Origin of the sequence: Nostoc sp. PA-18-2419 (assembly GCF_005869855.1) — a bacterium.
Classification (GTDB): domain Bacteria; phylum Cyanobacteriota; class Cyanobacteriia; order Cyanobacteriales; family Nostocaceae; genus Nostoc.
Genome location: NZ_SZNH01000017.1, coordinates 140140 through 156650 on the forward strand (window position 1 = coordinate 140140; position 16511 = coordinate 156650).

Here is a 16511-nt window from a genome sequence, read left to right on the forward strand (position 1 = left end):
AATTATCTTGAGAGTAATGATTTGCTCTTGCTATAAAAGAGGATAATCTAGATGTTAATCACCGTTGAAGTGTTTGCACAAGCTAGACTGATTTGGTGATGTTTGCGGGAAGGCAAGGAGGTTTGAGAAATGCCAACTCAAAAGCCAACCCCTATCGACAGCAGTTCAGAAAGCAAAAAAGTGTCAGCGTCAGAGCCATCAACAGACGAACTCCCCACTATAGAGTTTCCCTCACGAGGGAAACTCAAAGCCAGTTCTTGGCGCATTCATCAAAAAATTGGCTATGGCTACTTTGTAGCTATTGGAATTGGCTTTTTTGGTTCACTGATTGGGTTGGTAATAGCCAACTATTACCGAGGAAGGGAAGTCAGGCAATTAAATCAAGCCCATGAACAAGGACAACTATTGAGTAATTACAAAGATGCAGTAGTAGGGGCACAATTACATAGTTTTAATTTAGTTGCTGTGTTGGAAAATTCACAACGCTTAGAAGGCAAAAAAGCTGATTTTATCAAAAGTTTTGAAAAAGCTCAGCAACTAGAGTCAGAAATTAACGTATTTATTGATACTAAACCTCAAAGATTGGCTGCAACAAGTTCTACTTTGCAGACGTTATTGCAGGATTACAAGACTAATTTAAAAGCTTATTTTGACCAAATTGAGGCGGTTTTAAAGAAAATTGATTCTCAGCCAGTAAAGCCTCAGGAGATTTCTTTAGCACGATCGCAGTTATTAAAAATCATGCGTAGTGAAACAGCTATGCGGCTAGATCAGCTTTCGCAAAACTTGACTAATATCCTGCAAGCTGCTGAAGATCAAGAGCAACAAAGGCAACAATCTGTTGAGCAAGCAAAAGTAGTTGAACGATTCATCGTGATTGCGAGTATGCTGGTTTCGGTGGCGATCGCAGCTATCATCGCTTGGCGCACTAGTCGAGCGATCGCTGAGCCAGTGATCGTTGTCACCCAAGTGGCTGAGCAAGTGGCGAGGAAATCTAATTTCGATTTGCGAGCTCCCATTACCACTGAAGATGAAATTGGTCTACTCGCCAAATCTCTGAATCGTTTGATTGAGGGAGTTTCTGAGCGAACTAAAGAATTACAACAAGCCAAAGAATTAGCTGAAGCTGCTAGCAAGGCAAAAAGCATATTTTTGGCAAATGTCAGCCATGAGTTACGCACACCTTTGAATGCTGTGATTGGTTTGAGCCAACTTTTAGAAGACGATGCTACCGATCTTGGTTTATCGCCAGACTTTATTACAGACTTAGAAACAATTAACTCTGCTGGTAAACATCTACTGCATTTGATTAACGAAATCCTCGACTTGTCAAAAATTGAAGCGGGGAAAATGACTCTCTATCCAGAGACATTCGAGATTGCTATGCTGATTCATAATGTCGTGCTTACAGTCAAACCAACTATAGAAAAAAATGCAAATGTCTTAGAAGTAGATTTTGATGAGCAACTTGGCACTATGTACGCCGATCAAACTCGGATGCGCCAAGTATTATTAAATTTACTGAGTAACGCAGGTAAATTTACGACAAACGGCAAGGTAACGCTGACAGTCAAAAGAGAAAAAGATGACTTTAAATTAGAAGCTCCTTTGGGAACCATTACTTTTACTGTCAGCGACACAGGCATAGGTATGTCTCACCGTCAGCAGCAGCAGTTATTTCAACCTTTTACACAAGGGGATACTTCGACTACGAAAAGGTACGGCGGTACGGGACTTGGTTTGGCAATTAGCCGTCACTTTTGCCAAATGATGGGTGGGGAAATTATTGTCAACAGTCAGCCGGGAGTTGGTTCTACTTTCACTATTTGTCTGCCAATGACTGTACAGGAATAAAGTGGGTGAAAGTGCCTTAGCGAAGCTCGTCATAGACATCACTGCTCATCGCTACTCACTGAGAAAATTATCCGTAATCGTATAAAGATAACATGTATTTACTCTACGGAATGGTTAAATTTTAGGTGGAGAAATATCTGTGCCCATTATTAAAAGTACGAGCTTGGTAGAAGGACAGCTAGTTGATATTTACATTGAGGTGGATCGAGAACCAAATGTAAATAACGGATACGACCCATATCAGAATACAAGAGACGGTTCTCAACAAAGGGTTGCCCAGGCTGTCCAGGATGTGGGCGATGTTTTTGGAGAAGGCATAACACTAGCGCGTCAGTGTGCTGCCAAAGCCATACAAAGTTTTCAACAAATGCATCATGCTACCAAACCTGATGAATTAGAGCTGCAACTGGGTATCAAGGTTGGTTCTGAGGTGGGTGCAGTGATACCAGTAATAGCAAAAGCTAGTGGGGAAGCACAAATACAAGTCACGATGAAATGGAAACTCAAAGAAACTCCCCAACAATTAATAACTAACGACACTTCTCAACAATCGGTAACTTCAGCACCTAAGTAAGTAGGCTGAAAAAATTAAAGCTTTGTAGTAAGCGCTTCAGCGCTAAAGTGCTTACTACAAGCTTTACTTTTCTTTCTAAGTCTTCTAAATTCTGAATTCTGAATATTGAGCTAGGAGTAATACCAAATTGGCATAGTTAAGTATTGTTTCAAATTGCTGAAACATTTTTGTAGTAAAGGCTTTTAATCCAAAATCCAAAATCTAAAATCCAAAATTGGTATGAGTGTGGAATCAATTTCGCCATTAGCTAATATATTGCCTTATACGCTGATTGTTGGTCAAAAACAGCTAAAGCTGGCTTTGGAACTGGCATATATTGCTCCACGCATTGGTGGTGTGTTGCTGAGCGGACAACGTGGAACTGGTAAATCTACGGCAGTACGGGCTTTTTCTAGGATGATGTATGAGCGACTTCCGGTAACTTTACCAATTAATGCTACAGAAGACCGAGTAGTAGGGGGTTGGCGGATTGATAAATTAATGCAAAGCCAGCTCGAACCGCAATCAGGATTGCTCAAAGATGCAGATGGTAGCTTACTTTATATTGATGAGGTGAATCTACTTGATGACCATATCGTGAATATTATTCTTGATGTCACCTCCACAGGAGTGCTGGAAGTGCAACGAGATGGGCAAAATGAACAACTGTCAGTTTCTTTTACGTTGGTGGGAACGATGAACCCAGAAGAAGGGGGACTGCGACCACAGTTACTAGACCGCTTTGGTTTAATGGTCAGCGTTACAGCAGAAGCTAATGTAGATGAACGAGTAAAAATTCTGGAAACGGTTTTAGAATTCGACCGAGCAGTAAGTGAATTTAACTCTGATAAATCTTCACCTTATATCAATAAAGCTTTAGAAGCAGATAAAAAACGCAAGGATGTACTCAAAATAGCCAAAAATAAGTTTTCCTCCGTTAAAATCCCTGAAAACATTGCGAGAAACTGCGTCAAGTTAGCAGCAGAGGTGAAGGCGCAAGGCAACCGGGGTGACTATATTATCGCTTTGGCAGCTCGTGCTTATGCGGCACTTCAAGGTGTGGAAGAAGTAACAAACGAGCATGTAGCAACTGTAGCTGAGCTGGCACTTCAGCATCGTTACTCTGAAGGACTTCAGAATAACCAAATGCTGTGGAATGAAAAATATCAGCAGCTTGTAAGAGATATTTTAAATCTGGAAGGTGACTGAGTTGGCAAAATCATTTCAACTCTGTTTGACTGACTCATTTACGCGATCGCTTGCTTGTGCTGCCATCACTCCAGGCTTGCGGAGTATTTTGCTGTTTGATAGCTCTCTGGAAGTGTTGCAGTTAGCTGCTCAAATCACAGCTGACATGCTAAAGGTTATCGTTGGCTATTCAGTGAAAACAGTTTATCTTAACAGCTTTGAGTCTGAGGAGAACCTCTAGGGTAGCTGGCAGTTGGGCGCTCAATCAGAAAAACAGGCCTTGCAATGGAAACCCGGTTTGCTGGCAAACGATTCCGAACTTCGTTTAGTAATCATTCCAGACTTGAGTAAGCTGAGTCTGGCAGCAGCACGAGCTTGTGTGGTGCTAATGGGAGCAGATGTGGCACATCTAGAACGTCACGGACAACAGACCGAATGGCAACCAGATATCTGCTGGTTAGCAGGTTGCGCCACCAGTGAAGTGGGAATGGTTTCTCCACACTTGCTAGACAGGTTTGCTCTGCGGTTAAAGGGACAAGTGAGCAAGACGACAGACAGGGCAAAGGAAATTCTGGAATTGATTGATAACCAAGAATTAGAAAAAGCCAAGAAACCTGAACTTGTAACTCTACCAATTGAAATTAGCGACAAACTCAAAAAAGGTCTACAACATCATCCTCAAATTACCCCGCAAGCCATAGCCAGAATACTGGATTACACCTCACAACCGGAAGTTTATCCACGTAGAGAGATTGCTCTGGCGCGATTGTCTTTGGCAAATGTGCGGCTAGAGGGTGCAGATGAAATGAGCGCAAATCACGTAGATATTGCTGCTCGAATGATTGGCTTGGAAGCTATTAGCGAACCGATAAAAGAAATACTAAATCCAATTACTGAACCTGTCCGAGAACCCACGCAAAGACCAAAAGAACCGTCGTCGAAAAATCAAAAATCTTTAGGCACAACACAGAAGATAGTTGAGACTGTGTATCAGCCGGATAAATCTGAGTCTTTAGCATCAATACCCCTGAAGCTGAGTTCTAAGCTAGAAAATCCTTACCCAGAAGATACTGCTGCTGTTGAGCGGGAAGTAGATTCACTGCGTTTGCCTACGAGGCGTTTCCGGTCGAAGGCTGCGCCTAGAGGGTTGATTATAGGTGTGGAGAAAGCGAAAACTCTCCAAGACATAGCATTAGTGACGACGTTATTGGAAGCGGCAAAATATCAGCCAATTCGTCGCAAACATCAAACGGCAAACGAAAAATCCTTATTGCTGTTATCTCCTACAGATTTTTATTCCTATCGGCGATCGCCCGTAGCAGAGCAAATGCTCATGCTAGTAGTCGATTATACCTGTTTAACAGATTGCGACTGGCAAGAGAAATTGTTGCCTTACATCAGTTGGGCGTATGTAGAGCGGGCTAGTGTGTGCTTAATTCAGGTGGGAGCAGCAAATGCCAGCAATTTTTTACAAGCTGAGCGCATCATGGCACACAGCATACTTGTGCCTCGGATTAATACGGGACTAGAAGCCGGACGGGGTAAGGCGACTCCCTTGGCTCATGGACTGCAATTAGGGTTGCAGACTCTACGCCATGCATTGCAACACGGACGTAGTACTGTGCAGCAGGCGGTACTGATAGTAATTAGCGATGGGCGGGGAAATGTACCACTGGACGGTTGTATTAAACCGCCTGTGGGACGTAGAGGCGTGGAAGATGCTTTGCTGGTAGCTCAAAGTATCAGCAACTTGGATAGAGTTAAGGCGGTTTTGCTGAATCCGCAGCCCAAACAATATGCAAATTTGCCCTTACAACTAGCCGAAAAAATGGGTGCATCGGTAATTGCGATTCCACCACTGGGGATAGTGGAGGAGGAATGATGGCTGAGAAATCAAAGTCTTTGATTCAAAGAGCGATCGCTTCACCAAAAGTTTCGAGTCGCACCAAACAATTACCCTCTGAAGGTTTAGATACAGCACAGCCAACGCCAACCACACCGTCGATACCAAAAGATACCGAAATTCCAATAGAACGAGAATTACCCGAAGCTAAAAAACTTTACATCACAATCAAGCCACCGCAAAATGTGGCAATTTTACATATTTCTGAATATGGAGAGAATAGATATAGTGTCTGGGGAGGTAATTTATACAAAAATCTAGACAGAACTGACCCAGAAAACAAACCCGATCTCTCTTTAGGAAAACAAGTAGCAGAGAAAGTTTATCCTGACGAAATCAAGAAGCGCATGAATAATTTTTCCCATGTAAATCTTGAGCTTCGTAAGTGGATAAAGCATCTCAGAGATAAATTTGGCGAAGATTTATGTTTAGTAATTGCTGACTATACAGATTTTGAAATTCCTTGGGAGATGTTAGAATTATCGCCTTATCAATCACCAAACCAATATATAGGTGCTTTGATTACAATAGTCCGTTGGCGAAAAGTCATTAGCGTTGTTAAAGATGATTCTCTTGAGTTGGAGTTTAAAGTCGATGAGTGCTGTGGGAAAACAGTTGCGTATTTACTCGATACAGAATTAAAAGGAGCAAGAGATGAATTTGAAACTTTAACAAAATTGCAAGCAACAATCTACCAAAGCAGTGAAGATAACAGTATACATAAATTCCATACCCATTTACAATGCGATGATGCTGACCATAGTTTTGTTTATATCTCTTGTCATGGAATCTTTAAAAATAGTCCGAAGGAAATGGCTTTAGGTTCGGCATCAAACAATAACCAACAGTTAAATTTAGACGCTTTAAGAGAACTGCCGCTGAATTTAGTTCAAAAATCTCAAGGAATTGTTTTTATTAATGCTTGTCATTCTGCTCGTGAGCAAATCGATCCTGTTATTCGCCACAGCTATCGTATGGGTTTTGTAGAACTTTTTTTAGCTCAAGGGGCACGGGGTGTAATTGGTACGTTAGCTGCTGTAGGTGATATTTATGCAGCAGAATTTGCTTGTGAATTAATTAAAGAATCTTTAATTTCTCCTCAGCTTTCCGTTGCTGCAATATTAAAAAAGCTACGGTCAAAAGCAGTAGAAAATTTAGGTAATAACCCAACTGAAAAACAGCTTTTATCTTTAATATACAGATTCATGTATGTCTACTACGGCAATCCAATGACTGTACTTCGGCTAAAGCGACGAGGAGAATAGCTTTATGTTTAATACTCAGGAACTAGCCCTATCTATTCAGCCTATTATTAGCTATCCGCATCAAGCACAGGTGGGTAAAACTTACCTGATGACAATAGACTTGCAATCATCTGAGGATGAGTGGCCTTATGAGGAAGAAGAGTATCCAATTTACTGTATGTTGGATACTTCGGCGTTGTTTAGTTGTCAGCCCTTGGGTGAGTCGGCTGTGGTTTTACATCGCTTTGGCGGGAGTTATGGAGCAGCAGAGTTTTTGCTGACAGCCGTGCAAGAAGAGATGCAGGGAGAAATTACGGTAACCTTAGTAAATGGTTGGGGAGTGCCAATTAGGGTGCTGAGTCTTGGCAAAATTAGCGTTACTCAAGTAGTAACTGACAAGGAAGAAACTATTGAAAGTTATGAGCGTGGAACTTCTGTCCCTCAGAAATTGGAGAGAAAATCAGATATTAGATTTGCTCGCAATCCTTACATTATTGGTCGTCCAATACGTGAAGGTGAACGCAGCAAATTTTTTGGTCGTGAAAATTTATTAAATTTTATTCAAGATAATCTGAGCCAAGGTGTAAAAACTATCTTATTACATGGTCAAAGACGTATCGGAAAAACTTCTGTACTCATACAAATTCCAAATCTTATTAAATCTAATGAGTTTATTTTTATTCAATTTGACCTGCAAGATAAAATTCAGTCAAGTCTAAGCAATATCATCCATGATTTAGCTACAGCCATTACTGAGCAAGTTGGCATAGAAGTAGATAACTTACAAATACCAACAAATGCAGAATTAGAACAAGATACAAATTTATTTTTTCAAGTTTTTTTGCAAATTATCTATGAAATAATAGGAAATAAAAAAATAGTATTACTAATTGATCAATTTGATTTTATCAATAATGATATTAACGAGATTAATATCGACAGTCAGCACAAATTTTTCCTTTATTTAAAAAAAATATTAAAGGATCAAGATAAATTATTTGTAATTGCAGTAATTGAAAGATACCTTGATGATTTACCAAAATTACTGAATCTATTTAAGGATGCATCAATCCAAGAAATTGGATTACTAGATGATATTAACGCTAAACGAATGATTGTTAATCCTGCTGAAGAGATTTTGACATATGAACAAGAAGCAATAAACAAAATTATGCAACTCTCAGCAGGACACCCATGCTATACTCAAGTTATTTGCTCTGCTCTTTTTGAACAAGCAAGAGAAAATAGTAAGTGGATTATTGAATGTGCTGATGTAGAAAATATTGTAGAAATAGCAATTGAAAAAGCTGATTCATTCTTTCAAAGTTTGTGGCATATACTCACTCTAGAAGAAAGAATCATTATGTCAACTGTAGCAGAGGCTCAAAAGATAGCTATTTATGAAGGAACAAAGTTCCCGGAAGAACCATTAGATTTGCTTAGAAGAAATGGCTTAAATCGCACACAAAAGCTATCTGAAGCATGGGAAAGAGTTATAGGAAACCGTTACTTATCTAATAACGGACGCAAAGTAAAAGTAGAACTAATCCGTCTTTGGTTGCTACAATTTCATCCACTACAATCTGAAATACAAAACTTTAAAACACATGAATCACAAACAAAATTACAAATACAGAATGGACAAGAGGATATTGTTAAGAACCTGATTGAAGCAGCAAATTATTTGTGTCAACAGGGACAAAACCATCTAGCATTAGAGCTTTACGAGCAGGCTTTAGCAAGAAACCATAATGATTTAAATATAGCAGTATCTTTGGCTGAACAATATTTACAAGCAAAAAATTTTGAAAAATATTTAGAACTTCACAAACAACTTTACCAAGAAGATTCTCAATCTTCTAAGAAAAGATATTTAGATGCATTGTCAGAATATGGACATTATTTATTAATGCAAAAACAATACGTACTAGCAAAAGAACAATATAATAAAATATTAGAAATTGAACCTAATCTAAAATCAGCTAGACAGAAAATTTTAGAAATAAAAAATTATGAAAATACAGTAATTAATAATGAAGTATCATCTAAGCAGGGATGGTTTGGGAAGGCTGTAGCTGCTTTTCGACGAATATTTGAAAACTAATTATTTACGATCGCCACCCACACATATCACTCATAAATACCTAAATCATTTTCTTTGATCGCCATTATCTCTCACACAAAACCAAAAGCGATCGCCAGGGAATAACAAGCAAGAAACAAATAACCAATTCTCCTGTGCCTGATAAAATTCGCTACCAACCAATGCAGTATAGTCCACAATCTAATCTACTCATCACCAATAGTAATACTTATTGATTGGTATATTTTTTTTCACAAATAATTGCAAAATTGTAATATTAAGCAGCTGCTTCTTAACTAAGAGATTAGAATTTGGATGGTGGCTTCCAGAATAGATCTGTGTAACACTAGGAAGCCTACCTAAAGCTATTTTTTAACGGGAGGTCAGGTAATGGCTATCGCCACGATTAATCCTGCCACTGGGGAGACGCTTAAAACCTTTGAGCCACTCAAGGATGTAGAAATTAACGCTAAACTCGATTTGGCTGATCGCGCTTTTGCAGACTATCGCCAGACTAGTTTCTCTCAACGATCGCACTGGTTACAAAAAGCTGCTGACATTCTAGAGCAAGAAAAAGCAGAATTTGCGAAGTTGATGACTCTGGAAATGGGTAAGCCTTTGAAAGGTGCGATCGCTGAAGTCGAAAAATGCGTCGGTGTCTGTCGCTATTACGCCGAACACGCCCCTGATTTTTTGGCTGATGTTACAGTAAAAACCGATGCCAATCATAGTTTTGTTCGCTACCAACCCTTAGGTGCAATTCTGGCTGTGATGCCGTGGAATTTCCCCTTCTGGCAAGTTTTCCGCTTTGTGGCACCCGCACTGATGGCGGGAAATGTCGGCTTACTCAAACACGCTTCCAATGTGCCGCAGTGCGCCTTGGCAATTGAAGAAATTATTCGACGGGCAGGTTTTGCAGAAGGTGTGTTTCAAACTTTATTGATTGGGGCTGCCAAAGTTACCGACTTAATGGCAGATGACCGCATAAAAGCCGCCACCTTGACAGGAAGCGAACCAGCAGGCGTATCCCTCGCCGTCGCAGCTGGCAAACAAATTAAAAAAACGGTTTTGGAATTGGGAGGAAGCGATCCTTTCATTGTGTTAGAAAGTGCTGATTTAGAGACAGCAGTTGTCACAGCTACTACAGCGCGGATGTTGAATAACGGGCAATCTTGTATAGCAGCCAAACGCTTCATTATCGCAGAAGCGATCGCTGACAAATTTGAAAAACTGTTGTTAGATAAATTCGAGGCGCTGAAAGTGGGCGATCCCATGCAACCAGATACCGATTTAGGGCCACTCGCAACTCCTGGGATTCTCCAGGATTTAGACCAACAAGTACAAACTGCGACAAAAAGCGGTGGTAAAGTCCTGATTGGCGGACATCCTTTATTGGATCGTCCGGGAAACTTTTATCCGCCAACCATCATCATAGATATTCCGCCCGACACACCAATTGCAAAAGAAGAATTTTTTGGCCCAGTAGCTTTGTTATTCCGGGTTTCAGATATCGATGCTGCCATTAAACTCGCTAATGACTCACCCTTTGGCTTAGGTGCAAGCGCTTGGACAACCAACGACCAAGAACGCGATCGCTTAGTTGAAGAAATCCAAGCCGGTGCCGTATTTATCAACGGTATGGTTAAATCCGATCCCCGATTGCCCTTCGGTGGCATTAAGCGTTCTGGATATGGCAGAGAATTGAGTATCCAAGGTATACATGAGTTTGTCAATGTTAAAACTGTTTGGATTAAATGATTAGTCATTAGTCATTGGTCATTAGCCAAAAAAATGACTGATAACTAATGACGAAGGACAAATCACAAACAACAAAAGTCTTATTCATTAATAGAGTTGTCGGAAAATAAAATGAATACAGCAGAATTATTGGTGCAATGCCTAGAAAATGAAGGAGTGCAGTATATTTTTGGACTTCCTGGTGAAGAAAACCTGCACGTTTTGGAAGCGCTAAAACATTCTTCCATTAAGTTTATTACGACTCGTCATGAACAGGGTGCAGCATTCATGGCGGATGTCTATGGACGCTTAACCGGAAAAGCCGGAGTGTGTCTTTCTACTCTTGGCCCTGGGGCAACAAACTTGATGACTGGGGTAGCAGACGCGAACCTTGATGGTGCGCCTTTAGTGGCGATTACTGGTCAAGTGGGAACAGATAGAATGCACATTGAATCCCATCAATATTTAGATTTGGTGGCAATGTTTGCACCTGTTACTAAATGGAATAAGCAAATTGTTCGACCGAGTATTACACCAGAAGTAGTCCGGAAAGCATTTAAGCGATCGCAATCAGAAAAACCTGGTGCAGTTCACATTGATTTACCAGAAAATATTGCTGCCATGCCCGTGGAAGGCAAACCTTTGCGTAAAGATAATAGCGAAAAAACCTATGCATCTTTTGCTAGCATTCGGGCCGCAGCAGCCGCAATTTGCCAAGCAGTTAACCCATTAATTTTAGTCGGAAATGGGGCAATTCGCGCTCATGCAAGTGATGTAGTCACGCAATTTGCTACCTTGCTGAATATACCTGTTGCCAATACTTTTATGGGTAAAGGTGTGATTCCCTACACACATCAATTAGCTTTGTGGTCAGTGGGATTACAGCAAAGAGATTTTATTACTTGTGGTTTTGATAACACAGATTTAGTAATTGCGATCGGCTATGATTTGATTGAGTTTTCCCCGAAGAAATGGAATCGTAATGGTGAAATTCCCATTGTTCATGTTGGGTTAAATCCAGCAGAGATTGATAGTAGTTACATTCCCACCGCTGAAGTAGTGGGAGATATTTCTGATTCCCTGAATGAAATTTTAAAATTGGCAGACCGACAAGGTAAACCCGATCCCTTTGCTATCAGTTTAAGGTCAGATATTCGCGCTGATTACGAACAGTATGCCCATGATGACGAATTTCCAATTAAGCCGCAAAAGTTAATTTATGATTTGCGGCAAGTGATGGGGCCAGATGATATCGTCATTTCTGATGTTGGCGCACATAAAATGTGGATGGCGCGTCATTATCATTGCCATAGCCCTAATACTTGCATAATTTCCAACGGCTTCGCAGCTATGGGTATTGCCATTCCTGGCGCTTTAGCAGCAAAACTCGTTCATCCCAACCGCAAAGTCGTAGCTGTAACAGGCGATGGCGGCTTTATGATGAATTGCCAAGAATTAGAAACAGCCTTGCGTGCTGGTACGCCCTTTGTCACCATAATTTTCAATGACGGTGGCTATGGATTAATTGAGTGGAAACAAGAAAATCAATTTGGCAAAGGAAACTCATCCTTTGTGCATTTTAGCAATCCTGATTTTGTCAAATTAGCCGAAAGCATGGGTTTAAAAGGCTACCGAGTTGAATCAACTCTAGATTTGATTCCGGTACTTAAAGAAGCCCTCGCTCAAAATGTGCCTGCCGTGATAGATTGTCCCGTAGATTATCGGGAAAACTGGCGCTTCAGTCAAAAAGCCGGCGAGTTGAGTTGTAGGCTTTAAGAGTACAGACGCGATAAATCGTACAGACGCGATTAATCGCGTCTGTACAAGAGTTTTAGTCTTTGGCTAAAGCACCGTTTTTCTGAGCTTAATTTATAAGTAGCTGTAAGAAATTAAATATAAAATGTCATTGCGAACGTAACGCAGTGGAGTGTAGGCGAAGCCTTCCCGCAGGGTAGCAATCGCAAACACTGAGATTGCTTCACTTCGTACCCTACGGGAACGCCAAGGCTAAACGCAATGACAAACTATCCTAATATTTATTTATATCTATCTATCTACTTAAATCTATTTCTTCTCCTTCTTAGCATCCTACCCTGTGGGAACGCTCCGCGAACGTGTCTATGCGTTCTTTGCAGTTCGCTAAAAAAACTATGAGCCTCAAAGACTCGTCAGCGAGTATCAAAGACTCATTCACGAGTATCAAAGACTCGTCAGCGAGTATTAAAGACTCATCGGCGAGTATCAAAGACTCGTCAGCGAGTATCAAAGACTCATTCACGAGTATCAAAGACTCGTCAGCGAGTATTAAAGACTCATCGGCGAGTATCAAAGACTTGTCAGCGAGTATCAAAGACTCATTCACGAGTATCAAAGACTCATCGGCGAGTATCAAAGACTCGTTTACAATAACTTATAAATTATTGATTCTAACTCCTTACTGATTTTTACGTATATTAATCAAGTCAAGTCAGCACTTGGATGCAATGGCTATTTTAGCCAGGAGTCCTTAGCTACTTACATCAAGCTTTCTGTATCCATAGTCAAAAGCTTTCTCACTGGCAAACCTGTTGACTATCTCAATTTTGTAGAACTTACGCAAAAATTGGGGCTAGATTAGTGAGAAATTGTATACAAATAACCAAAACCTCAATTACCTCGAACCTTGAGTATAGAACAACAAATTAGATTAGAGAAGAAACGAGACGGACTTCAACAAGCCTGGAATATCCAGCATGAAAAAGTCAAACAGATAAGGCAAAGGCTGGTAATTGAAAATGGGACTACAAATCAGTTTCAACTAGAACAGGAGTTGAAACAAGAAAAAGATAAATTAGAAAATCTGGAAGCTGAACTTAATCAAATTGAAGCAGCATTGCAATTAGCTTTACAAACCCAAATATCAGAAAACAAAGTTAAAATTTCTCCGCCTAAACCTCAGCCAACTAACGGGGAAGCACCACCCTTCATCACTGGCGCACCCATCACCCAGCCGCGTTACTTTTTCGGACGCGAAAAAGAATTAAAACGCCTCTTCAACTTACTCAAACGCCATCCCCTGCAAAACGCCGCCATTATCGGTAAAAAGCGTACTGGTAAAACATCCCTGCTGCACTACCTAAAAAATATCACCACCACCCCAGCTGAACAGCTGCGTCCTGAGCAAAAATCTGACTGGCTACCGCATCCAGAAAATTATTGTTGGATTTTCGTAGACTTGCAAGACGCACGAATGCAAAGCCGAGAAGGACTGCTAAAGTACATCCTAGAATCACTGAAGATGCAAGTGCCGACACCTTGCGATTTAGATAGTTTTATGAATTTAGTCAGCGATAATTTGCATTCTCCCACAGTCATTTTATTAGATGAGATTGGCGTTGGGTTGCAACGCTGTCGAGAATTAGATGATGGCTTTTGGGAGAGTTTGCGGTCTTTGGCGACTAACCACACAGGCGGAAATCTCGCGTTTGTCTTAAGTACCCCTGAATCACCAATTGAACTAGCGCACAATACAGGACATAGTTCACCATTTTTCAATATTTTCGGCTACACCGCATATCTGGAAGCATTAACTGAGAGAGAAGCGCGAGAATTGATAGCAAGTTCGCCCATTCCCTTCACTGACGAAGATGTAAAGTGGATTTTGACAGAAAGTCGCTGCTGGCCACTGTTGTTGCAAATCCTGTGTGGAGAAAGATTATTTAACTTAGAAGAAGGAGAAAATGATGATAATTGGCGTCAGGAAGGTTTACGACAAATCAAATCATTTACTCATTTATTAGATTCATAATTGGCAGAGTAACCATGAAAGCACACCGAACTGAAACAAAGTTAACTTAAAACGCAACCTTGATTCTTGATTTGAGCCTACTGTACCCATAGAGGATTGGAAAGTCTTGGAATGATAATTGTTAGATATTCATTGCGATCGCACCCAGGTAAAGCATAGCAATCTGAGCCTTTGCGATTGCTTTATTCCGCTAGCGCTACATTCGCAATGACATACTCTGTCATTGTGAGCGGAACAAAGTGGAGCGAAGCAATCGCAATGACACACAGTATTAAATAAGGAGTGCAAAAACGTTGACCTCACCACAACTACCCCCCAACGCGTATACTGATGCACCCCAGCAGCACCCCAACTTAATACTCGGTAGTCTGCAATTGCTTTTCTGGCTTGTCTTCCGCCCTTCAGCTTGGCGTAACCACCTTGAGCGTATTGACCCTGCTTTAGACTCTGACTCCTCTCTAATTATCTTGTTGAGACAAGAGCGATGGCGGAACCTTGCTCTGTGGCGGCTGTTCATCCAGGGATACTTTATCTTACCTATCCTGGCTAACTTATTATTGGGCTTGGTGCTGTGGGCATTGGGTGAACCAATCGCAAATATAGCTTTTCGTGTGGCGTTCGGCGTGGCGAGAGGCGTGGCGGGAGGCGTGACGGGAGGCGTGGCGGGAGGCGTGGCGGGAGGCGTGGCGGKAGGCGTGGTGGGAGGCGTGACGTTCGGCGTGCTCCAGCGTCGCGATGCGCGCGGCCAGCGTGTAGGTCGTGGGCGTGCCGGGCAGGCCGTAGCGGTAGCTGATGCCGTCGCGCGGACGGGGCGCGTGCAGCTCGGCGGTGCTCTTGAACAGCACCGTCGAGGCCTTCATCACCGGCACGGGCACGGCGTCCCAGCCCTCCGGGGCGTGGAAGGGGTGATGGATCAGGTCGGTGGCGATGCCGCGCTGGGTCACGGGAGTCCTCGGAGGTCTTTGGAGAGATGCTGATTCTCGAACATCAACACGATTGGCGTTCGGCAACCACTGACCATGCCCTTGGACTTCTCCACGTTCGAACATGCGTCCGAATCCATGCCCCTCGCCGCAAGATCCCAGCTTCCTTCGTCTGCTGGGGACCTACGAGGTCCACGACGTCTGTCCGGACAAGGCCGCCGCTCAGCCGTGGCACCGGGACTACCCGGACTGGAGCCAGCGTCGCCCCGGTCAGCAACTGAACGGCAACGCCCTGTGCCGACTGCTCGCGGAGCTCGACGACAAACGGCGCCATGGACGGGCGCTGGATGAGGGGCTGCTGGCGCACGTGGTGGAGTGCATTCAGGGTGCGCCGTCGATCTCACTGCGGATCGAGCCGCGCGGCTGGCGCGACATCGCCGCCGCGCAGCGCGTTCTGCGCGACGACTTCCTGCTGTCTGCCTCCGGTTGCCCGCTTGAGCAGACAGTCACCTTCCGCGACCTCTGCGGTCAGCTGATGGCGTTGACGAAGCCCAAGAGGTTTGCGCGCGCCGAGACGATCGTACTGACCCCTGCGGCCGCAGCGTCTCAGGGTCCCGACGCCGCCACGGTCGATCAGATCGGCAGCGCGATCAGGTCGTGMCCCTCGGCGCCSACGATGCGSGCGCGSGTGAACTCSCCCACSYKSAGCKKCTTGCTGRYCTTCTCCGGCGGCAGCAGSCGMACGGTGCCGTCGATCTCGGGSGCGTCSGCGTAGGWGCGKCCCACGCCRCCCTTGCGGCCCAGCGCSGGCGCKGARTCSACCAGCACCTGCATSGTCGCGCCGATGCGGCGCTGCAGCTTGGCGATGGAGACTTCCTCGGCCACGGCCATGAAGCGGGCGCGACGTTCCTCGCGGACCTCGTCGGGCAGCGCGCCTTCCAGCGCGTTGGCCGGCGCGCCCTCGATGGGCGAGTAGGCGAAGCAGCCGGCGCGGTCGATCTGGGCTTCGCGCATGAAGTCCAGCAGGTACTGGAACTCGGCCTCGGTCTCGCCGGGGAAGCCGGCGATGAAGGTCGAGCGGATGACCAGCTCGGGGCAGATCTCGCGCCAGCGCTGGATGCGCTCGAGGTTCTTCTCGCCGTTGGCGGGGCGCTTCATGCGCTTCTGCACGTCCGGATGGGCGTGCTGGAACGGGACGTCCAGGTAGGGGAGGATCAGGCCCTCGGCCATCATCGGGAC

At 43.4% G+C, this 16511-nt stretch carries 14 protein-coding genes; 11 read left to right on the top strand and 3 right to left on the bottom strand.

Annotated features, from left to right (window positions below; translation table 11 throughout):
- The first annotated feature begins 129 nt into the window (after positions 1 to 129).
- The 7 genes from FCR06_RS18600 (at position 130) to FCR06_RS18630 (ending at position 8846) form a co-directional block, all read left to right on the top strand.
- The gene (locus FCR06_RS18600) at positions 130 to 1854 is read left to right on the top strand and encodes an ATP-binding protein (protein WP_138502291.1); all 1725 of its coding nucleotides are present in this window, start codon (positions 130 to 132) and stop codon (positions 1852 to 1854) included.
- A gap of 139 nt (positions 1855 to 1993) precedes the next feature.
- Positions 1994 to 2428 carry a CU044_2847 family protein gene (locus FCR06_RS18605; protein WP_138502293.1) on the top strand — a complete coding sequence of 145 codons (435 nt, stop codon included), beginning with the start codon at positions 1994 to 1996 and terminating at the stop codon, positions 2426 to 2428.
- Positions 2429 to 2647: 219 nt separating this feature from the next.
- Complete coding sequence (locus FCR06_RS18610; protein WP_138502295.1) at positions 2648 to 3616, top strand: AAA family ATPase; 969 nt, start codon at positions 2648 to 2650, stop codon at positions 3614 to 3616.
- A gap of 1 nt (position 3617) precedes the next feature.
- Positions 3618 to 3836 carry a hypothetical protein gene (locus tag FCR06_RS18615; RefSeq protein ID WP_138502297.1) on the top strand — a complete coding sequence of 73 codons (219 nt, stop codon included), beginning with the start codon at positions 3618 to 3620 and terminating at the stop codon, positions 3834 to 3836.
- A 39-nt stretch (positions 3837 to 3875) separates the two neighbouring features.
- Positions 3876 to 5477, top strand: coding sequence for a hypothetical protein (locus tag FCR06_RS18620; protein WP_138502299.1), 1602 nt, complete (start codon positions 3876 to 3878; stop codon positions 5475 to 5477).
- A complete protein-coding gene (locus FCR06_RS18625; RefSeq protein ID WP_138502301.1) occupies positions 5474 to 6763 on the top strand; it encodes a CHAT domain-containing protein in 1290 nt (429 codons plus the stop codon). The genes FCR06_RS18620 and FCR06_RS18625 overlap by 4 nt, the downstream gene beginning before the upstream one ends.
- Positions 6764 to 6767: 4 nt before the next feature.
- Positions 6768 to 8846: an ATP-binding protein gene (locus tag FCR06_RS18630; protein ID WP_138502303.1), complete on the top strand. Its 2079-nt coding sequence runs from the start codon at positions 6768 to 6770 to the stop codon at positions 8844 to 8846.
- 45 nt (positions 8847 to 8891) lie between these two features.
- Here FCR06_RS18630 and FCR06_RS34295 read toward each other — a convergent pair whose 3' ends face one another.
- On the bottom strand, positions 8892 to 9023 hold the full coding sequence (locus FCR06_RS34295) for a hypothetical protein (protein WP_262984684.1): 132 nt from the start codon (positions 9021 to 9023) through the stop codon (positions 8892 to 8894).
- Positions 9024 to 9215: 192 nt separating this feature from the next.
- Here FCR06_RS34295 and FCR06_RS18635 point away from each other — a divergent pair, with 192 nt between their 5' ends.
- From FCR06_RS18635 to FCR06_RS18650, 4 genes are all read left to right on the top strand, one after another.
- The gene (locus FCR06_RS18635; protein WP_138502305.1) at positions 9216 to 10583 is read left to right on the top strand and encodes an NAD-dependent succinate-semialdehyde dehydrogenase; all 1368 of its coding nucleotides are present in this window, start codon (positions 9216 to 9218) and stop codon (positions 10581 to 10583) included.
- A gap of 111 nt (positions 10584 to 10694) precedes the next feature.
- Positions 10695 to 12338: an acetolactate synthase large subunit gene (locus tag FCR06_RS18640; protein ID WP_138502307.1), complete on the top strand. Its 1644-nt coding sequence runs from the start codon at positions 10695 to 10697 to the stop codon at positions 12336 to 12338.
- A 374-nt stretch (positions 12339 to 12712) separates the two neighbouring features.
- A complete protein-coding gene (locus FCR06_RS18645) occupies positions 12713 to 13003 on the top strand; it encodes a hypothetical protein (RefSeq protein WP_189523483.1) in 291 nt (96 codons plus the stop codon).
- Positions 13004 to 13224: 221 nt separating this feature from the next.
- On the top strand, positions 13225 to 14349 hold the full coding sequence (locus FCR06_RS18650) for an ATP-binding protein (protein ID WP_223280193.1): 1125 nt from the start codon (positions 13225 to 13227) through the stop codon (positions 14347 to 14349).
- A gap of 554 nt (positions 14350 to 14903) precedes the next feature.
- Here the strand turns inward: FCR06_RS18650 and FCR06_RS18655 are convergent.
- A complete protein-coding gene (locus FCR06_RS18655) occupies positions 14904 to 15293 on the bottom strand; it encodes a PLP-dependent transferase (RefSeq protein ID WP_189523484.1) in 390 nt (129 codons plus the stop codon).
- A 612-nt stretch (positions 15294 to 15905) separates the two neighbouring features.
- A partial coding sequence (locus tag FCR06_RS18660) for a radical SAM protein (RefSeq protein WP_138502311.1) occupies positions 15906 to 16511 on the bottom strand: 606 nt, incomplete at its 5' end.